Genomic DNA, 20,727 nt, shown 5'->3' on the forward strand with positions numbered 1-20,727 from the left:
TGTGTTTTTAGTTTTTACAATTTTTCTATAAAGTCTATTAGGAGTCTTACACCATAGCCAGTGGCTGCTTTCTCTTTTGCATAAATTACATTCCCGAAACACATGGCTGCAATATCCAGGTGTGCCCATTTGGGATGGTCGTTGATAAAATGCTTTAAAAAAGTAGCGGCAACTATACAATCGCCTACAGGTTTCAGTGAAATATTTTTAAGATTGGCTACATCCGATTTAATCTCGTCTTCCCAGTCTTCCCATAATGGAAGATTCCAAAGACGTTGTCCTGTTTTTTGTCCGGATTCCTCTAGCTGTACCTGCAAACTTCTATCGTTTGAAAAAAGAGCTCCGCAAGTTGTTCCGAACATTCGTACAGCGCTTCCTGTAAGAGTCGCCAGATCTATCAGATAATCGGTTTTATAATTTTTTGAAAGATAGCTAAGCCCGTCTGCAAGAGTCATGCGTCCCTCGGCATCAGTATCTATCACTTCTATTGTTTTGCCATTATAGGCGGTAATCACATCACTCGGTAGGTAAGCATTGTTAGAAACAGCATTGTCAGTTATAGGAAGTATGGCCGTAATATTTACCGGCAATTTCATTTCTGCAGCGGCTATCAACGCACCTAGAACAGCTGTAGCACCACCCATATCACTTTTCATATAGTGCAGATTAGTGGCAGGCTTTATAGAAATTCCGCCAGTATCAAAAAGTACACATTTGCCTACCAGTCCTATTGTAGGGGCATCCTTGGCTTCAGATTTATATTCCAGAATAGTGAAAGCAGCTTCCTGATGGCTTCCCTGGTTAACTGCCAGAAATGCTCCAAGTCCTAATTCCTCACATTGTTTGCGGTTGTATGTAGTTAGTGTGAAGTTGTATTCCTGAGCTTTGTCTTGTATAAAATTACTTAGCTGTGGCGCTTTTTTAAAATTAGCAGGTTTGTTCAGCCAATCCATACAAATAAACTGACCTTTACAAATAGCCTTTATCCTGGAGTATTTTTCATCAAACTGCTCAATATTTGCCCATCGGAATTCAGTATCCCATAGCGGGTGTGTCGCCTGAAAAGGATACAGGTAGGTTCCTAGATAAAACCCTAATAAAAGGCTTTCTATTTCCTTGGAACTTAAAATATCAGCATGTAAGAATGTAATTTTTGCAGATAACTTTTCTCTGTAATCGTAAGAAAACTTCTGGCCGATATCTGTAAGGTTGTTTTCTGTATACGAATCTCCAATACCTACTAACAAGGAAGTTTCATTGTCTGATGCCAACACGAAACTTTCATTCTTTTTTCCCGAAAAAAATGAATGTAAAGAATCAGAAAAGAGGTGTCGATTTTCTTTCCACGAAGATTCTGAGTAAATATAAATATGTTGGGTAGTGTCAGACATTTTGTTTTGCTTTATTGTATTTTCTTTTTCTTTCTTTAGGATTTTCCAGCTTATCAAAGAATAGCCATTCTAATGCTCTCGGAAATTCCTGAGACCAGTAAAATTCCTGATGTTTCCCTTCCGGGTGTATGCTGGTTCTGATATCGAATTCTATAGACTTACTCTCTTCCCATCGTTTCATGGCTATTTTAAACAGATTAATTCGTTTTACCATATCAGAACCCTCCAGTTCGCCGCCATAGATATATACTTTGGTATGATAAGGCTGGTGGAAGCTAAGCATCGGGAAATTATTATTAGGATTCAACCATAATGATGGTGAGAACAGCATCAGCTTGGAATAGACTTCAGGATATAAAAAACCGCCATAGATACTGATAAGTGCACCTAAAGAGCTTCCCCCAATTCCGGTATGTTCTCTCTCAGGCAGAGTCCGGAAGTTCTGGTCTACATAAGGTTTCAATGTGTCTGTAATAAAACGGATATACTTTTTGCCTTCGGCTTTTACAGCGAATTTGTTTTCGTCTTCGAATACATATTCCTGAATACGATCCTGGCTTCCATGCTCTACAGCTATAATTATAATATCCCCAATTCCATATTCTGCCAGAAGAGAAAGTTTCTTATCTATTTCCCAGTTACCATAAGCACTTCCCTCATTAAATAAATTTTGTGCATCCTGCAGATAGAGTACAGGGTAACTTTTCTGAGAAGTTTCATAATCATAAGGAAGAAGGGCCCATACTTTTCGGGTTTTATTCAGTTGTGGTATATAGAAGTTTTCGGAGATCAGTTCTATCTTTGGGAAATACTGTTCTTTGAACGGAGCCCAATTCAGACGCCAGTCTTCAACAATATCTTCAACCTTTTTTGCTTGTTTTTTTACTTTTCTGTTGGAGGTGAAATGCCCTTCGCTATCCATCTCTACATTTTCCCAACCTCCTTTGGTAAATTTATATTCTACCTCGGAAGGCAATTTATCATCACTGATTTCTATAAAGTATCCGTCTTTAGTCTTTTGCAGGCTATAGCTTTTGTCCCGTGGATTCCAATTGTTAAAATTCCCGGTGATGAATATCGTTCTTTCATCGTTTTTATCTGTTTTTAAATAAAACTTCATCAGAATTGTGTTTTTGTGCTGAATTGTTTAATTCTAATAAAGTTAAATAAAAAATGTAATTATGCAATACTTTGTAGTTTATTTTTATTTTAAATGGGTGTTTGTTTAGAGAATAGTAATGGTTATCGGGGTAAATGGATATTATTTCACTTTTCAGCGTTGTTTTTTCAGATTGAGTTTACATTAAATTAAAATTGAAAAATAGGAATAGAAAATCGCTGTAATGTGCATGGATAAACAACTTTGAGATTTTTATCTTCTGAAAGCTGATAATAAGTTGGTTAGATATTTCAAATGGATAAATTCTCAGGAAAGAGAATATTTCTGAAAATAAAAAAGCCCGTCGTTAAAAAATTAACGACAGGCTCTATAGGAAATGAATTTAGAATTAAATTTTCTGCATTTGTATTCAGCCGCAAAAATAGGAATGAAATTTTGCATGGCCTTACGGGAAACCGTAACGGAGCAGTTTTTTATATAATTCCCAGATCTTTACAGAATGCAACAAGCTGTTCGTTGTTGTTTACCTGAAGCTGATCTTTCAATATATTCAAACGTTTTTCGACACTGCTAAGGCTGCTTGGAGAGATGTTTTCCTGCTGCAGATATATAGGAATATTCTTTTGCAGAATGCCTTCTGCCAGAAGAGAAATAACTTTTACATCGAATGAAGAAAATTCAAAAGAATTAATCTCTTTCAAAGATTGCTGAGAATCTGTTGATAGATATTTCTTTCCATTATATATAGCATCTATGGCCAGCTTTAGTTCTTTTACATCTGTCCTGCCTTTATGAATATAGGCATCTACGCCATAATCTTTGAACAGAGAATCTATAATTCCGGCTCTCTTTTCCGCAGAAAATACAATAACAGCTAAATTAGGGGCAGCACTTTTAGCCAGGGTGATAAGCTCAAATCCCGATTTTATCCTTTGTATATTCTGATCTTCTTCAAAAGACAAATCTGTGATGAGTAACTCATAGGGATTCTTCAACTGAACCGATTTTTCAATTCTGTCCAGAGCATCATCACAATAATATACAAAATCTGTAGCTGAAGCAGGGTAGTCCTCTAGGGTTTTCTGTACAGAAAGGTTTGCACTTTCATGGTCTTCAGCAATAAGTATTTTTCTAAACATAATCTGTTGTAATTAAGGTATGGATATCTCTGCCAGAAATCCTTTCCCTTCATTGGGTAATATATGTAATATTCCTTTTATATGGGTTGCCCGTTGTTGTATACTTTGTAATCCATTGTTGTGAGAAGCTTTTTCATCCAGTCCGGTTCCGTTATCAGAATATCTGAGATGAAATTTTCCTTCTTCAGAACTGAATTTTATAACAACTCTGTCAGCTTGGCTGTGTTTCTTTGTATTTACTAAAAATTCCTGCAGTATAAGAAATACTTCTTCCTTAATATCTGTATTCAGCGTATTCCATATAGCATCTTCGTTTCCGACAACAAATATTCTCCGCGAGCTATTTTGGAAAGATAAACATAATTCAGAGATACGATCTTTAAACTTCTTTTCAGAAGAAGATAAAGGATTGTAGGAGATATCTCTGGATTTTTGGTACATCATCTCCAGTTTATCAAGGATCTCATTCTTACTAAAATCATCATTGTACTCTATTCTGGACATTACCTGATAAAGCCCGTTGGCAACTACGTCATGCACCTTTTTAGAAAGGATAAGCCGTTCTTCTTTTATTTTATCCTGAGCCAGGAGCTCCAGTTTGGCTTTTCTCCGTTTGTACCATAGTATTCCGGTAATCAGCAGAAGTATAAGTACTCCCGATACAGAATAAATGAAGACCTGCTGACGAATTATTTTATATTGGTTATGTACCAGGTCTTTTTCCAGATTCAGTTTTGCTATGCGGTTTTTATCACTTTCAAATCGTATGGCCGCAAACTGATTTTTGTAGGTATTATTGCTTTCCTGTATACTGTCCGAAAGTTTATAATATTCTGTAAAATGCTTCTTCGACTGATCTCCTTTTTCCAGTACAATCATATTCTGTAGGGCTTCCAGCCTGTCAACAGGAGATTTTAGTTTGTTTGCAATATCATACATCTTGTTAGAGTAAAACATTGCAGAGTCTTTGTTGGTGTGAAGATAATATTCTGATAAATAAGCATAGGAAGCATCCAGCCCCCAGTCATCTTTTTCCTTTGCATAATATTCTTTAGCTTCCAGATAGACAGGAATTGGATTGTACTTAGCATTTTCGTACCATAAGGTTTTAGCCAGGTTGGAGGATATTTTATAATAGATATCATCTTTTGCCTGAAGGCTGTCTTTTATTTTTTTGAATACCGAAGCAGCTTCTCCATATTTTTTCTGATTATGAAAGCAGTTTGCCAGATTATTCATAATCATAATCTTTTCAATCTTGTCCTGAGAAAACTGGTAGGCTTTCTTATAATATTTCTCAGCATCAGCATAGTTTTTTAAACTATTGGAAGCAACACCCATGTTATTATAATTACTGGAAAGGAAGCTTTGATGATTTGGATTCTTTTCATTTAGAAACTTTAATGCAGTAATGCTGGTTTCTATACTTCCCATATTATCGCTTACCCGCTCCTGAATAATAGCCATGTTTACAAAGCTTTTTCCTGCAGAAAAACTATCTCCGGCTTTTATATAAGCATCTTTTGCTTTATCCAGATAGATAAAACCATTTTTGTCGTCGCCTTTGTCAATAAATTTCCAGGCTTTATCATAATCTGCATTTTGGATGGAATGTGGTGCCGTTATGCCCTTGGTACTAGTTGTTTTAGTACACGATGCAATAAAAAAAGCTGTAATTAAGAAAAATAAACAGTGTTTCAAAATTTATAGGGCTAAAGTGCTTTGGCTAAAAAAGACAGCATGAGTGACAAATTTAAAGAATAAAGATGAATTTCTGAGTAAAGTCCGACTACTTCTTTTGTGTAGAGATTCCGCAATTGTCTGTCCCTGAAATAAGAAAATTTAATATTGGATTAACAATTTTATAATACTCAAAAAGTTATTATTTGTAAATATTTAATCAATTTTGGCATATAAAATTTACAAATAGTAAAAATGAAAACTAATAACCATTTCTTTAAAGCTATTGTTTTAGATCATAAATGCAATAGTACCGAGGACTTCATTTTTATGAAATGTACTAACATATCATAGCCATGAAATCATCACAGGAGAATAAAACAAAACAATTTACTTTTCTTTTATATAGTTCAATAGCTGCTTTCGGAGCATACTTTTGCATGTATGCTTTCCGAAAGCCATTTACAGTTGCCCGCTACGATCATTTGCAGGTTTGGGGTGTAGATTATAAAATCGCCCTTATTCTACTGCAGGTACTGGGATATGCAACTTCTAAGTTTATCGGAATCAAAGTAATATCGGAACTCACACCTAACAAGCGTAAATTCTATTTTCTGGGGTTAATTCTGATGGCAGAGCTGGCATTGTTCCTTTTTGCAATCGTTCCGGCTCCGTATAATGTAGTATTTATGTTCCTGAATGGGTTGCCACTGGGAATGATCTGGGGAATTGTATTTTCCTATCTGGAAGGTCGGAAAACAACCGAAATATTAGGTATTATTCTTTGTACAAGTTTTATAGTTTCCAGTGGTGTTGTAAAGTCTGTCGGAATGTGGGTAATGCAGTACTGGGGTGTTTCAGAGTTTTGGATGCCTGTAGTAACGGGTGTATTATTCCTTTTGCCCTTATTGGTTTTTATTTTTTTACTGGAAAAAATTCCGGCGCCTACAGCAGAGGATATTGCCGAAAAATCTGAACGTGTACCAATGAACCGTGCAGAGAGGAAGAAAGTGTTTCGTCAGTTTGCACTGCCTTTTAGTTTTCTTATTCTGTTTTACACGTTACTTACGGCTTTTAGAGACTTCCGGGATAATTTCGCAAGAGAGCTTTGGGATAGTATCGGTTATACAGGAGATGTAAGTGTATACAGTAAATCCGAAATCGTTGTCTCGCTTATTGTACTTCTTATTTTCGGAGCACTCTATTTTATCAAGAATAATATTAAAGCACTATATATCTATCATTATTTGCTATTGCTGGGAATTGTAACATTAGCAGCTTCCACTTTGTTGTTTCAGTACCATCATATCGGAGCGTTTATCTGGATGGTGGCAACAGGTTTTGGATTATATATATGCTATGTGCCTTTCAATGCATTGTTTTTTGATCGGTTTATAGCCGCTTTTAAAATTAAAGGGAATGCAGGATTCCTTATCTATCTCGCCGATTCCTTTGGTTATTTAGGAAGTATGTTGGTTCTGTTGTACAAAAACTTTAGCGTTGGAGGAATATCCTGGTTAGATTTCTTCTGCTCAGGTACCTATATATTGTCAGCAATAGCCTTATTAGCTGTATTGTATTCATATTTCTACCTCAATCGTAAATTTAATAACTCTGAAAATATACATAAAGAAAAAAAATGGAAAACGAATTTGACCTTATAGTAATCGGGGGCGGAGTTCTGGGAACCTTCCATGCATATCATGCTTTGGAAAAAGGACTTAAAGTGGCAGTACTGGAGAAAGATAAAGCTCCTCAAAGCGCTACAACCCGTAATTTTGGACAGGTAGTTCCTTCCGGAATGGATACTAAATGGCAAAACTATGGAAGAGAAAGTTTACAGATTTACAAAGAGCTGCAAAGTAAATTTGACATTACAGTTCGTCAGAATGGTTCGGCCTACTTTGCCTCCAATGAAGAAGAAGTAGCCCTGATAGAAGAGTTGTATCAGATCAATAAAAACAATGACTATTCGTCGGTACTTCTTACAAAAGAAGAATGTTTAGCAAAATATCCGGGACTACGTACAGATTATGTAAAAGCCGGGTTGTTCTTTCCGGAGGAAGTTACAGTAGAGCCTCGCACTATGATTCATAGGTTACAGGCTTATCTGGTACAAGAGAAAGGATTAAAGTTGTTAACATATCAACAGGTAATTCATTGCTCAGTACAAAATGGAAAAGCCGAAGTTTTGACATCTTCAGGCAATAAGCTTTTAGCGCAGAATGTTATTATTTGTAATGGTAGCGAGTTCAAAACACTATATCCGGAGTTATTTGCACAAAGTGATCTGGAAGTTACCAAGCTGCAAATGTTGCAGACGGTGCCACAGCCATCTGATTATATCTTGCCTGGATCAGTACTAACGGGACTTAGTATCCGCAGATATGAAAGCTTCCACGAGTGTCCGTCTTTTAATGAGATCAAGTCAAGAGAAGAGAAAGATACACTCGAGAAGAAATGGGGTGTGCATATCCTTTTCAAGCAAGCTGCAGACGGATCAGTTATAATAGGAGATTCTCATGAGTATGCAGATGTAAAGGACATGGATGATCTTGGATATGATATTAAAGAAGATATCAATGCTTTTATGCTGGCAGAAGCCAGAAAGATAGTAGATCTTCCTACTTATGAAATTCAGAGACAATGGTTCGGAATTTATTCACAATGTAAAAACCACGATGTATTCGAGCATTCAATTGACGGACAAATTCATATTATCACAGGTATAGGTGGTAAAGGAATGACCGGAAGTGCAGGTTATTCTAAAGAAAATATCAATAAACTTTTAATGTAAAATAAGCGATAGAGAATGGAGAAGAAAATAAAACTGGTTGTTTTTGATATGGCAGGAACAACAATAGATGAAGATAATCTGGTGTATAAGACAGTACAGAAGGCAATGAATGAATATGGATATAATGTAAGCCTAGAAGAGGTATTGCAATATGGAGCGGGAAAAGAAAAGCAACAAGCCATAAAAGATGTACTAGAAAACTGTACAGAGGAGAAAAATACAGAACAGCAGGCAGAAATAATATTTACATATTTCCAGAAGGCTCTGGAGCTGGCATATGATGAAGTACAGGTAAAACCTGTAAACGGTGTACCTGAATTGTTTGACCGTTTAAGATCCAAAGGAATAAAAATAGCGCTTAATACGGGTTACGACTCAAAAACAGCTAATAAACTTCTTCAACAGGTAGGTTGGGAAAATGGTCGTGATATAGATGCTGTAATTACTGCAGACGATGTACTAAATGGTCGCCCGCATCCGAATATGATTTATAAAGCGATGAAAGATTTAGCCATAGATGATAGTCAGTTTGTACTGAAGGCCGGAGACTCCGAAATTGATATAGAAGAAGGAAAGAATGCCGGTTGCGGAATTACAATAGGTGTATTAAGCGGAGCACAGACCAGAGAGCAGTTACAAGCTGCTAATCCGGATTATATTCTGGATTCGCTGGCGGATCTGGATCATATTATTCCGGGTTAATATAGAAATAAACAACGAGCATAGTGGAGGAGAGGTTTCCTCTGTTTACAGGGACATGCGGAATTCTTCCGTCAAAAAATATAGAATCTCCCTGTTTCAGCAGAACTTCTTCTTCGCCAATGATATAAGTACACTCTCCCGAAATTATAAACTTAAATTCAAATGCATCGGTAACCACCTTTTCTCTTTTTGAGTTTGGATGTACTTCTAATAGTACACATTCGAAGCCTACAAAAGGGAATTGCTTACTGAATATATGCTGATATATAAAACCTTCAGCATTTTCTTCCTTTTCAATCAGCGTCATTTCTTCTTTCCTAAAGACAAGGAAAGGGTTTTGGGATTGCACAGGAAGATCTTTGAAGAATAAGGCAATATCTGTTTCCAGAGCGGAAATCAGAGAAAATAATACGGGGAGGGAGGGAATCGTACGTCCATTTTCCACGCGGGAAATAAGACCGTTGCTTACATCAGCTCTTTGTGCAATGTCATTAATTGTAAGCTTTTTATCCTTTCGTATTTGTTTGATTCTCTTTCCAACAGTAATAATGTAATCTTCCATATTTCAGCTCTCCAAAAAATATTGGGGCTTTAAAGATATAAATTTTGATTGTTTTCTGTGAATTACTGTACAAATAAAACCAGAAAAAATAAACGGAAAAGTAAGGCTTTTCAGAGAGTTGTGAGGAGGGCAATTTAATACTAAAGTATGTCAATATTGTATTACAAAATTGTTTAGAAAGTGACTTAATTGCGTCTTCATTTGCCGGAGGTATGTTGCTGTTAGTAGTGCTTATTTATATAAAAATTTAATAAACAATAATTCTAATAATTAAACTTGGCACCTACATACAATTTGACACCATTAGTTAAAAATATTTTGTATATACTTTTTTAATTCAATTTTTTTATATATATTAATAATGCAAATTTATTTTCATTATTAAAAAATAGATTGCTTTTATTTCTTTAAGTTTGTGATACATTTAAAAACTAATAAGTATCAAATGAATGTACACCCATATCTAAGAAAACTAGATAACATAGATTTAATTGAGCATTTTTTAGAAAAAGTTATTAATTATGAAGATTCTAGTAATGATTCAATACTTAGAAAAATAAAATCTGGTGAAGCTGAATTAAAAAACTATATTGATAGTAAATCGACTTTTTTAAGTACTGAAAATAGGGATAGAAAATATAAAGATAATAGAGATCGGTGGAAATTAAGAAAACAAATAGTTACAGAATTATTAACTATTAAAAGAGATGACGATGATGACAATACATGTCTGGGAGTTGGCGGAACACTGCCTAAATGTAAACTTTTAACGGAAAAAAAGGCGATAATAATTATTGGATTACCTGCATCAGGTAAATCTACAATTGCCAATAAAATTGCAGATCATTATGGTGCTATAATTTTAGATTCAGATTTCGCAAAAAGAAAAATTCCTGAGTATGTAGATAATCCAGCTGGTGCTTCGCTAGTTCATGATGAATCAGATTATCTTGTTTTTGGTGCTAGCGTTAGTGACAAGCCTGATGATTTTAAATGTCTGTTCGAAGAATGTATTGAAAAAGGGGCTAATATTGTTATACCTAAAATTGGACATGATGAAAAAAAAATTAATAATTTAGCAACAGTATTAAATAAATTAGATTACGAGGTACACCTTGTTTGCGTAAGTTTAGATAGACGTTTAGCAACACAACGTGCAATAAGCCGTTTTATCAAAACTCATCGCTACGTACCATTAAGCTTAATTTTTGATGGATACGGAAATGATTGTATACTTACGTTTTATAGGTTGAAAGATAAAATTGGAATTGAAGACGTCCCCATTAAAACATTTGGAAAACTATCTACCAATGTCTCTCAAGGTTCCAATCCTATAATTTTATATTCCGATGAAGAAAGTCCTGTAAACGTCTTTAAATAACAATTTTATATCTTTGTAAAATGAAACCAAAAAAAATATGTAAACAAAATCTTAGAAATAAGTCAGTACTTAGACAAGCAACATTTGCTAGATTTAAGGATAAAGATTATTCGGAACTTTCAATTAATGTAAAAAAAATAGTTGTCATAAGAGGTTTCGGATCAGGTAGAAAGTATGTAAAAGCAGTATCTAAATTATATTCTAGGGAGATTAATGATATTGATAGATTCGTACACTTTGCAGAATCTCTTGTAAAACAAGATTAATATTTTTAGATCATCTGTTCTTCAATAATTCAATAATATATATTGCTTTAAATAAGAAAAAAATCCAGTAAATTATTACTGGATTTTTTGTTTCAAATTTATAATGGATTACAAATGTATACAATTTCTAAAGTATTAATCTTTAGGGTGACTATTTTGGAATCATAATCTTTTTCAGAAATGAACTCCATTAAAGCTTTACGATTTTCCTTATCATTAAGTAAAAATACTACTCTGTCAGCTTTATCATAATTACCAGATACTATTGTAAATACATTTACTTCTTGATTATCTGGATTAGAAAATGTTATTTTATTATTGGGTATATCAATATTTATTTTTTCCTTAGATGGAATGTTTTCAGACCAATCAGACCAGTTAGTTTCAGTTGCCTTTTTGTGTCGATAAGTCATTAATGTACTTTGTATGGTAAATGATATTTGAGCAAAGGTTACTGAAAATATGCACAAGAAAGTAATGATAAGTAATTTTTTCATGATAGATTGATTTAGTTTATTTATTGGTATCAACAACGTCATAATCAGTTGCGTATTCAGTATGTTTAATTCTATCCCGTAGATTACTTGCTTTAGTGTACAAGCTTGAATCACCACCATAATAATAGGTATATACTATATTCCATAGTCTCTGTTCTTCATAATATGTTTTGGAATATTTTTTTATAAAATAGCTAAATCTAACCAAGCCATTTGGAGCTTTTGGGCTAATTTTATAATAGTTTAAATAATTTGTAGCTACAGTAATGTATTGTCTATAATAAGCATTAACTTGATTTTTTCGTTGTTGTAATTGTTCCTGTTGATAACGGGCTTCGTATTCTTTCTGTTTCTTATACTGTTCATAAGATTGTGCATGTACAGTAGTTACGAAACCAATAGTTCCAACCGATAATAGTAAAAGTACTTTTCTCATAGGTTTAGGTTTTGATAGTTAAACATTACAAAATACTGGCATTGTAAGGTCCTTTCCTTACGGAAATCCGTAGTTCGGTTAATCATAGATTGATTTTTTAGTTTCTTTTCAGCCTCGAAAAAGAGTTACTTGTAAATAAAAGAAAGCGTGAGGACTGCTAACTTATTTTATCGAGTGGGTTCTGGTAAACCTTTGAAGTCAAATAAGCAGCAAGCCCCCACGCCATAGGTATATGACATGAGAGTTGCTAACTATATTCCCTTCAATTAAATGTACCAGATTCACTCGAGGAATGTCGTTAAACACTTTCTATGTTGTCGTTGATGTCTTGTTCGGAATCTCTATATCCGTTATATCCTGTAAATATAAGGAGTTTTTGGAATGTAAAACAATCAGTCTTTGACTTAGTAAAACATTAGCGTTTCAAACCTATAATACCATCAATAAACGGATAGTATTCTTCTAACAATAGAAGATATGAACATTTTTGATGGGATAAAATTAAACTCTGTAATAGACCTTTTCGATACATTTAAAGACGAGCAATCATGTATAGATTTCTTGGAAAAAGCTTTTTGGAAAGGAACACCAATCTCTCCGTTTGATAAAGATTCGGTAGTTTATAAATGTAATAAACGCTACAAGTGTAAGAATACAGGCAGGTATTTCACAATAAAAAGTTGTATAGATATTTTTAAAAATTCGAACGTACCGCTTAGAAAATGGTTTATAGCAATGTGGCTGTACGTAACACACAAAGGAGGATTGTCATCTAAACTATTGGAAAGAGAACTTGGGTTAACCCAAAAGACAACTTGGAATATGCTTAGAAAAATAAGAAAGGCATGTAAGTTTGAAAATGAACATTTATTATCGGGCGAGGTTGAAATAGATGAAACCTATGTAGGTGGGAAAAATAAAAACCGCCATGCAAATAAGAAAGTAAAACATTCCCAAGGAAGAAGCTTTAAAGATAAGACTCCTGTTCTTGGTTTGATTCAGCGAGGTGGAAATGTTGTTGCACAAGTTGTTAAGTCAGTGAGTCGTGAAGATTTGGAACCTATTGTTTTGAGTAAAGTTAATCTTCTTGATACTGTTTATACTGACGAATGGAAGGCTTATGGCGGTCTCAAGGATTATTATATTCACCACATTGTAAATCATGGAAAGAGAGAATATGTGAGAGACAATGCACATACCAATACAATTGAGAACTTTTGGAGCCATTTAAAAAGAGGAATCATTGGTGTATACCGTGTTGTATCAAGAAAACATTTGCAATATTATGTTAATGAGTTTGTTTTCAGACATAACACAAGACATATGAAAGAAGGACAGTTATTCGTACACCTATTGTCAAATCTTAAATAACAAAATTGATTACTTATTCTGAAAATATTTTGTGGATATATAAACTAGCAAAACAATTTAAAAATTACAGATATGTCCAAAAAAATTGAACATGAACAAACTCAAATAGAGATTGATTTAAGTAAATTAAACGAACAAGAATTGATAGAGTTCTTACAAGTTAATATGGGGTTTGAAAACAATCCCGAAACTCCAGAAAAATATGAAGCATGCTTTAGACTGTATCTATATGTGCGAACGGGTTCTCGTGAGGTAGCAGATGGCTTCCGTGCAGGAGAATTATTGGAATATTTCAACAATAAAGTATCTATTTCTGACACCTACAATACTATATTGGAAGAGGTAAAGAAATTGAAAAAATAATTGGGAATTAAAAATCTCACTATTTTCAATAATAGTGAGATTTTATTACGGTTTCCCGCAATCAAGATATTGTGTTTTCTTTGTAGTTTTATTGCTTAAATTAAAAGACTATGAGAAAATACCATTTATCTTATGATGTAATTTCAGATAATGACGATTTTGATTTTGTTGAAAAACATTTATCACTTAGAGAAAAAATCCTTACAATATTAAAAAAATTGGGTGCTAAAAGTGTTACGAGTCCTTGTGAATCTACAATAATTTTCACATTTCCGAATAGAAATTTTAATCTAAATGCTTTTGAAAAAGAAGCGAAAAAACATATTTATTTTTCAATTTGTTTGGTTGCTCAATATGAATCTGTACCTATTGAAAAAATTAATGAAAGTCTAAATATTGATGATGAAATTTTACAAGATTTGTGGAATAGTATACAAATTTAGATTGTATCATCAAGAATTTCATATTGAAAATATTCATCCATATAAAAAGCACATAATACTTTCCCAATCTTATTATTGGACATAATAATTTCATTTTTGTTATTTGTCAGATTAAATTTTGGAGGTAATTTTTTGAATCTTATAAGATAATCAAGAAATATAAAAGCTTTAAAAAGAGGCTTAATTTTGAATAGTAAATTCAAGAATTTATTCATAACAACATTATTTATAGGTTATCCATATATAATGTTGTTATGAATTTTATTTTTTAAATTAAGTGTCAAATTGTATGTAGGTGCCTTAAACTTAAACCATGAGAAGAAGCTCGATTATTGCCCAAGGCTCTTTGAAGGTCGCTATTGCGTTTTTCCTGTGTACTTCCTACACTGCTATAGCCCAGCAAGTACCTTTAAAGAAAGAAAACTCCAAAAAAGCGGATACGCTATCCAGATCTAAAGATATAGATGAGGTAGTTGTTGTCGGTTTTGGAAAACAGAAAAAAGTTAACCTTACCGGTGCCGTAGATATGGTTTCAGCAAAGAAGCTTGAAAACAGGCCTATCACCAATATCGGTGCAGGTTTGCAAGGACTTATTCCTAACCTTAATATTACCATAGACAATGGTAGAGCTACTTCGGCAGCAAACTTTAATGTAAGAGGATTCACCAGTGTAAATGGAGGTAATCCTTTAATTTTGGTAGATAATGTACCTTATAGTGGTGAGGACCTATCAAGGCTAAACCCTGCAGATATAGAAAGTGTTTCTGTACTAAAAGATGCCGCAGCTGCTGCAATATATGGAGCAAGAGCTGCATTTGGGGTGGTATTGATTACAACTAAAAGTGCAAAAGGAGGTCAGCTGAATGTATCTGTAAATACCAATACAGCATACAGAACTGTAGGAAAGCTGCCGGAATTGGTAACAGATCCTCTGACGGTTATGCAGTATAAGCATGACGCAGCAACTCCTTTATATAACCTCTTCCCGGAAAATGAAAGAGAATATGCCAGACAGATTGCCAATAATCCAAATCTTCCCCGTGTAATTCTGAGTCCTTCAGACCCTAATTCATGGGCGTATTACGGATCGACTAACTGGCTGAAAGAAGCATATAACGATACAGCACCTACTTTTACCAATAACATCAGTATATCCAGAAAGTTGGATAAAGTAGGTTATTTACTTTCAGGGGAATATTACCGCCAGGACGGAATGCTTCGATATGGTAATGATATCTATAACAGATATAACATGAGAGGTAAGGTAGATCTTAATATCAATCCATGGTTAGATTTATCTACCAATACAGCTTTTACATTCTCGGATTATGATTCTCCGGTATTTATAGATGACCTTTTCTTTTGGAATGTAAACCGTACACCATCTCTAAGCGTGCCTAAAAACCCAGATGGAACCTGGACAAAGGATGGAGCTAGCATTTTGGGAAGATTGCAGGATGGCGGACGCTCCAAGAATGAATTTAGACAAACCCAGATCTCATTTGCAGCGAATGCTTCTATTATTAAAAAGGTATGGGATTTAAAGGCTGAAGCAACTTTCAGAAATACATCATCAATTACCCGTTCTTATGATATCCCTGTAGCCTACAAAACAGGACCAATGCAGCCGATATCTTACACAGGCTCTACAACATCATGGGCCAGAAACGAGAATATGACCGGAAGATATTACGTGTATAATGTATATACCGATTTTCATAAAAACTTTGGAAGCCACTATGTTCAATTATTAGGAGGTTTTAATCAGGAATATAACAGATATGGCTACTCTTCAGCAAAAAGGAATAATATTATTTCCACTTCATTGCCTTCTATTGGGTTGAGTACAGGTACAATGGAAGAAACCGAAAGGATTATAGAATGGGCATTGCAGGGGGTATATTATAGAGCAGCTTATAACTTTAAGAATAAATACCTGTTGGAATTAAACGGCCGTTATGATGGTTCTTCCAGATTCCCGAAAGGTCACCGTTGGGGCTTCTTCCCATCGGCATCTGCAGGCTGGGTGTTGTCAGATGAAAACTTCTTTGCAGGAGTGAAAAATACAATTGGTCTTAACTTACTAAAATTCAGAGGATCTTATGGGTCTCTTGGTAATCAGGATCTGATAGATAAAGATAAGAATACAATAGCTTATCCATATATCCCAACGATGGGTACCGGAACTGTGGGACAGATTCTTGGAGATGGCCGTCCTATCGCTGTTTATGCTCCGGGTGCTGTTTCCGATAATTTTACATGGGAAAAAGTTTCAACAGTAAACTTCGGAGCAGATTTAGCTTTCTTTAATAATCGACTACAGTTAAACTTTGATAAATATACCCGTTATACCAAAGATATGTTGATTCCGGGGAAAATCCTCCCTAATGTTTTTGGAGCATCTGAACCTAAAGTGAATGCGGGAGATCTTAAGACTAAAGGTTGGGAATTTAGATTAGGATGGAATGATCAGTTTAAATTAGCAGGCTCTCCTTTCCGTTATAATGTGGCATTTACACTTGCAGATAGCCGATCATATATTACAAGATTTGATAATCCTGCAAAATTACTTTCTGGATATTATGTAGGCCAGGAAATCGGTGAAATTTGGGGAGCTGAAATAGAGGGCTTCTTTAAAGATGAGGCAGATATTAAGAATCACCCTAATCAGACCGCAATGGGTACCGATGATCAATCTTACAGATTCTATCCGGGAGATCCAAAATTCAGAGATCGTAATGGTGATGGTAAAGTAGACATGGGCGATAAAACAGTAAACAATCCTGGAGATCTATATGTAGTTGGAAATACATCCGCTCGTTTTCCATTTAGTTTAGACTTATCCGGAGAATGGAAAGGAATAGACTTGCGTATCTTCTTACAAGGGGTTGGGAAAAGAGACTGGTATCCTGGAGCAGGAACAATTTACTTCTGGGGCGTTTATGCACAGCCATGGACTAACGTAACACAGCAAAACCTTGATCACTGGACACCGGATAATCCTAATGGATATTTCCCTGCAGTAAGAGCTTATACGGCAGAAGATAACATGCAGCAGCTGGGCATTCCAAATAAACGCTATATGCAGGATGCTTCCTATGTCCGTGTAAAGAATGTGACTATAGGCTACTCCCTGCCACTGAAAGAAACTTCTAAAATTCATTTTAATAAGATTCGTTTCTATTTCAGTGCCGAGAATATATTCGAGATATCGCATCTGAAAGTAAAACTGGATCCTGAAACCTTAGGGCAAGCAGCTTATCCTTTTCAGAGAACATACTCATTCGGTATGAACTTAAACTTTTAACATCTATAATTTCTTAAGCATATAAAAATGAAACTAAACACCTATATATCTACAGGAGTTTTAGCTATACTAGCGAGCTTATCCATAATGTCTTGTGAAAGCGATTTTCTGCAAAAAGATCCGATAACAGACATTACAAAAGAAAACTTTTTTAATAATCCTCAGGATTTAGAGACGTATACCAATGGTTTTTACAGTTATATTTCGGCACCATATACCGATGTGTTTTCAGACAATATATCAGTTTATACCGGAGCCAGTAATACAGATAATCTTTTAAGAGGGTCCATTACACCTGCGAATATAGACGGATGGGATTGGAGGCAATTGAGATCTATTAACTATATGTTAGAAAACTCAGGAAAGGCAACAGGTGATCAGGCATTAATTAGACATTATAAAGGGGTGGCCAAGTTCTTTAGAGCCAACTTTTATTTTAATATGGTAAAAAAATACGGAGATGTACCGTGGTATTCTAATGTACTAGGGGATACAGATGATGCATTATATAAACCTAAAGATCCTAGAGCATTGGTTATGGATTCCGTGATGAGCGACCTGGAATATGCTTCTGCTAATGTATTGCCGGCAAAAACAAATAATACCATGATTACGAAATGGGCTGCGCTTACATTGTTGTCCAGAGTTGCATTGTATGAAGGTACATTTAGAAAATATCATGATGAATTAGGCTTGCAGGATACATCTGCTAAATTTCTTAACCGTGCTGTAACTGCATCTCAGGATATTATCAGCAATGGCGGATTCAGTATCTATAATACAGGAAAAGGAGCCGAAGATTTCCGGGCATTGTTTGCCAGTAATAGTCTTGCCGGTAACAAGGAGGTTATTTTCTTGCAAAAAAATAATAAAGATCAGGGAGTGAGTAATAATACCCATACAGTATTGGGTTGGCAGTGGGCGCTGAGTGGAAGTCTCGCAGATGAATTCCTGATGAAGGACGGAACGCCTTTTACTTCAGTTACGGATTATGATAAGAAAACATTTACTGAAGTATTTGCCAACCGTGATCCACGTATGGCAGAAACGATTATGCCTCCAGGGTATGCAACAATTCCGAATGGTGATCCTTATATGCTTCAGCCTGCTTTTGGTGGATATCTTCAAATTAAATTTTATCCTAGAGATCCATCATTAAGAGGAGGATGGGAACTGAATTATACAGATCTTCCTATATATAGGTTTGCTGAGGTATTATTAGTTAATGCAGAAGCAAAAGCGGAATTAGGAATTTTAACGCAGGGTGATCTCGATAATACCGTGAATCTTTTGCGTAGAAGAGTGAAGATGCCAGATCTTTCTATGCTAGCAGCTAATGCAACACCCGATAACTATCTTGCAAAACAATATCCTAATATTAACGGTGGAAACAGAGGTGTTCTTTTAGAAATCAGACGTGAACGTCGTGTTGAATTGGCTTGTGAAGACAAACGATTGGATGATTTATTCCGTTGGAAGTCCGGAGCATTATTGGGACAAGCTTCCAAAGGTATTTATACTCCGGCACTTGGAGCAATGGATGTGACAGGTGATGGCAAACCGGATATTGCAATCCTTGAAGCTCCTGGAAAAGAAGATCCATTAAGTAATGTTCCTGCGGATATCAGAGCGAAACTAACCAAGTTTTATATTTCTGATGGTGTCTTCTATCTTTCAGGAGGTACTTCAGGTAATATTATGTTCGAAAAAGACAGACGACTGCCAAGAACATTTATTGATCCTAAATATTACTATCTTCCAATACCGGCAAGTCAATTAATTCTTAACCCTAAACTTAAACAATCACCGGGGTGGTAAAATGCCTTCCGGAGTTTCGAAGACTAATATTAAAGAAACAGAATAATATATCATGAAAAGAAGAAAGTTTTTGGCAAAAGTTCCGCTTGCAGCTTCCGCACTTATGTTAGGAGGAACTGCTACCAATCTTTTAGCGTCAACTCTGAAAGACAAAAATGTAAATCTGAAAAAGAAACTTGTACTGACGGTAGCACATATAACAGATGTACACTTGCCGGCAGATCCTAAGGTTATGGAACGCTTTGTGAAATGCCTGAAAGAAGTGAAAACAAAGAAAGTAGATTTCTTCCTTAATACCGGAGATTCTATTATGGCTGTTGACAGAGACAATTCTACACGTCAGGAAGTTTATGATCAGTGGAATGCCTGGGATACCTGTATCAAAGAAATTGCAGATTATGATATGTACAGTTGTGTAGGAAATCATGATATCTGGTGGGCCGGTGGAAAATCGGATGAAATGTATGGAGTACCTTATGCAGCTAAAAGGCTTAAAATGCCTAATCGTTATTATAGCGCTAAAAAAGGGAAATGGCATTTTATTATGTTAGATGGTAATAATTCTGGTGTGACATTAGATCCAGAACAAATGAACTGGTTGAAACAGAAATTGGAGAATATTCCTCAGGGAGAATACGCGCTTATTATGTCGCACTATCCAATACTTACGGTTACCGGAACCTTTGAAGGTGGACAGCACAAAGATCATGTAGCATTAAAAGACCTTTTCTATAAACATAAAGATAAAGTAAAAGGATGCCTTAGTGGTCACCAGCACCTTTTGGATAGAGCCTGGTACAATGATGTGTACTATTTCTGTAATGGTGCGATGTCCGGATTCTGGTGGGGAGAAGGAGATAAACGATCTGCTAAACCTTTTTATTATCAGGAAACACCTCCTGGGTATGCAATATTAAAGTTTTATGATGATGGTACATTCGAGAATGAATATATCGTTCACCACTATTAATACATATATATATTATATAATATCCGGCTTTGTGCCGGATTTTTAGTTTTTACATATATATAGAGAGGTATTAAAGCTAAAAAAGAACGCGTGGGCTTCTAGAAAGAGCTTGTTCTGGCAAATGCTTAAAAGAAAACCACGGTTTTTAAAGGGTGTAGAGCGATATATAGAGGATATAAAAAGAGTTCAGTTTTTGCAATGTGAACATAATATTAAATTTTTCTCGCGTGTATTCAGTTAGTTAGGTATATTATGTTAAAAAAGGTGTAATAAAGTTTGGTGAGTATAGGTGTTTTTTCTACTTTTGCAGTCCTAAACAATGAGAGTTGTAAGGGGAGCAGGAGATAATTGAGACGAAAAAGCGATTAAAATTTTTTAGAAAAAAGATTTGGTCATGTTAATAAAATTTATTAGTTTTGCCCACGCAAAAATGGTTACTAAAAGAACTGTTTAAGCGGAGTAAAGTTAATAAGTATGACTGAAA

Annotated in this window: 18 protein-coding genes; 11 read left to right on the forward strand and 7 right to left on the reverse strand. The window is 35.0% G+C overall.

Going from position 1 to position 20,727, the window contains the following annotated elements:
• Positions 1-14: 14 nt before the first annotated feature.
• The 4 genes from BAZ10_RS13385 to BAZ10_RS13400 form a co-directional block, all read right to left on the reverse strand.
• Positions 15-1,391, reverse strand: coding sequence for a leucyl aminopeptidase family protein (locus tag BAZ10_RS13385; protein WP_078772493.1), 1,377 nt, complete (start codon positions 1,389-1,391; stop codon positions 15-17).
• The gene (locus BAZ10_RS13390; RefSeq protein WP_078772453.1) at positions 1,384-2,511 is read right to left on the reverse strand and encodes an alpha/beta hydrolase-fold protein; all 1,128 of its coding nucleotides are present in this window, start codon (positions 2,509-2,511) and stop codon (positions 1,384-1,386) included. The genes BAZ10_RS13385 and BAZ10_RS13390 overlap by 8 nt, the downstream gene beginning before the upstream one ends.
• A 473-nt stretch (positions 2,512-2,984) precedes the next feature.
• The gene (locus tag BAZ10_RS13395; protein WP_078772454.1) at positions 2,985-3,650 is read right to left on the reverse strand and encodes a response regulator; all 666 of its coding nucleotides are present in this window, start codon (positions 3,648-3,650) and stop codon (positions 2,985-2,987) included.
• A gap of 12 nt (positions 3,651-3,662) precedes the next feature.
• Positions 3,663-5,351, reverse strand: coding sequence for a tetratricopeptide repeat-containing sensor histidine kinase (locus tag BAZ10_RS13400; protein ID WP_078772455.1), 1,689 nt, complete (start codon positions 5,349-5,351; stop codon positions 3,663-3,665).
• Between the two features lie 335 nt (positions 5,352-5,686).
• Here BAZ10_RS13400 and BAZ10_RS13405 point away from each other — a divergent pair, with 335 nt between their 5' ends.
• Genes BAZ10_RS13405 through BAZ10_RS13415 form a run of 3 tightly spaced genes read left to right on the forward strand, consistent with a single transcriptional unit; the run spans position 5,687 to position 8,829 of the window.
• A complete protein-coding gene (locus BAZ10_RS13405) occupies positions 5,687-6,994 on the forward strand; it encodes a DUF5690 family protein (protein WP_078772456.1) in 1,308 nt (435 codons plus the stop codon).
• Positions 6,970-8,127: a TIGR03364 family FAD-dependent oxidoreductase gene (locus tag BAZ10_RS13410; RefSeq protein WP_078772457.1), complete on the forward strand. Its 1,158-nt coding sequence runs from the start codon at positions 6,970-6,972 to the stop codon at positions 8,125-8,127. The genes BAZ10_RS13405 and BAZ10_RS13410 overlap by 25 nt, the downstream gene beginning before the upstream one ends.
• A gap of 15 nt (positions 8,128-8,142) precedes the next feature.
• Positions 8,143-8,829, forward strand: coding sequence for a phosphonatase-like hydrolase (locus BAZ10_RS13415; protein ID WP_078772458.1), 687 nt, complete (start codon positions 8,143-8,145; stop codon positions 8,827-8,829).
• On the opposite strand, the gene BAZ10_RS13420 is transcribed toward BAZ10_RS13415, so the two are convergent.
• Positions 8,816-9,391: a helix-turn-helix domain-containing protein gene (locus BAZ10_RS13420; RefSeq protein WP_078772459.1), complete on the reverse strand. Its 576-nt coding sequence runs from the start codon at positions 9,389-9,391 to the stop codon at positions 8,816-8,818. The genes BAZ10_RS13415 and BAZ10_RS13420 overlap by 14 nt on opposite strands.
• Before the next feature lie 445 nt (positions 9,392-9,836).
• Between BAZ10_RS13420 and BAZ10_RS13425 the strand changes: the two genes are divergently transcribed.
• On the forward strand, positions 9,837-10,772 hold the full coding sequence (locus BAZ10_RS13425) for a zeta toxin family protein (RefSeq protein ID WP_078772460.1): 936 nt from the start codon (positions 9,837-9,839) through the stop codon (positions 10,770-10,772).
• A 20-nt stretch (positions 10,773-10,792) separates the two neighbouring features.
• Positions 10,793-11,038 (forward strand): hypothetical protein, encoded by a 246-nt coding sequence (locus BAZ10_RS13430; protein WP_078772461.1) that lies wholly within the window; start codon positions 10,793-10,795, stop codon positions 11,036-11,038.
• Positions 11,039-11,136: 98 nt separating this feature from the next.
• Here the strand turns inward: BAZ10_RS13430 and BAZ10_RS13435 are convergent, their stop codons facing one another.
• Both BAZ10_RS13435 and BAZ10_RS13440 read right to left on the reverse strand, forming a co-directional pair.
• Positions 11,137-11,535 carry a hypothetical protein gene (locus BAZ10_RS13435; RefSeq protein WP_131828795.1) on the reverse strand — a complete coding sequence of 133 codons (399 nt, stop codon included), beginning with the start codon at positions 11,533-11,535 and terminating at the stop codon, positions 11,137-11,139.
• A gap of 16 nt (positions 11,536-11,551) precedes the next feature.
• Positions 11,552-11,971, reverse strand: a complete 420-nt coding sequence (locus BAZ10_RS13440; protein ID WP_078772463.1) for a hypothetical protein — start codon at positions 11,969-11,971, stop codon at positions 11,552-11,554.
• Positions 11,972-12,448: 477 nt separating this feature from the next.
• Here BAZ10_RS13440 and BAZ10_RS13445 point away from each other — a divergent pair, with 477 nt between their 5' ends.
• The 6 genes from BAZ10_RS13445 (at position 12,449) to BAZ10_RS13475 (ending at position 20,243) form a co-directional block, all read left to right on the forward strand.
• Positions 12,449-13,342, forward strand: a complete 894-nt coding sequence (locus BAZ10_RS13445) for an IS1595 family transposase (RefSeq protein ID WP_078772464.1) — start codon at positions 12,449-12,451, stop codon at positions 13,340-13,342.
• Positions 13,343-13,414: 72 nt separating this feature from the next.
• Positions 13,415-13,705 (forward strand): hypothetical protein, encoded by a 291-nt coding sequence (locus BAZ10_RS13450; protein ID WP_078772465.1) that lies wholly within the window; start codon positions 13,415-13,417, stop codon positions 13,703-13,705.
• Positions 13,706-13,815: 110 nt separating this feature from the next.
• Complete coding sequence (locus tag BAZ10_RS13455; protein WP_078772466.1) at positions 13,816-14,148, forward strand: hypothetical protein; 333 nt, start codon at positions 13,816-13,818, stop codon at positions 14,146-14,148.
• Between the two features lie 313 nt (positions 14,149-14,461).
• A complete protein-coding gene (locus BAZ10_RS13465) occupies positions 14,462-17,455 on the forward strand; it encodes a SusC/RagA family TonB-linked outer membrane protein (protein ID WP_078772468.1) in 2,994 nt (997 codons plus the stop codon).
• A gap of 27 nt (positions 17,456-17,482) precedes the next feature.
• Positions 17,483-19,273 carry a RagB/SusD family nutrient uptake outer membrane protein gene (locus BAZ10_RS13470; RefSeq protein ID WP_078772469.1) on the forward strand — a complete coding sequence of 597 codons (1,791 nt, stop codon included), beginning with the start codon at positions 17,483-17,485 and terminating at the stop codon, positions 19,271-19,273.
• A 52-nt stretch (positions 19,274-19,325) separates the two neighbouring features.
• Positions 19,326-20,243, forward strand: coding sequence for a metallophosphoesterase family protein (locus BAZ10_RS13475; protein ID WP_078772470.1), 918 nt, complete (start codon positions 19,326-19,328; stop codon positions 20,241-20,243).
• Positions 20,244-20,727: the final 484 nt, after the last annotated feature.

The organism is Elizabethkingia occulta (assembly GCF_002023715.1).
Taxonomy (GTDB): domain Bacteria; phylum Bacteroidota; class Bacteroidia; order Flavobacteriales; family Weeksellaceae; genus Elizabethkingia; species Elizabethkingia occulta.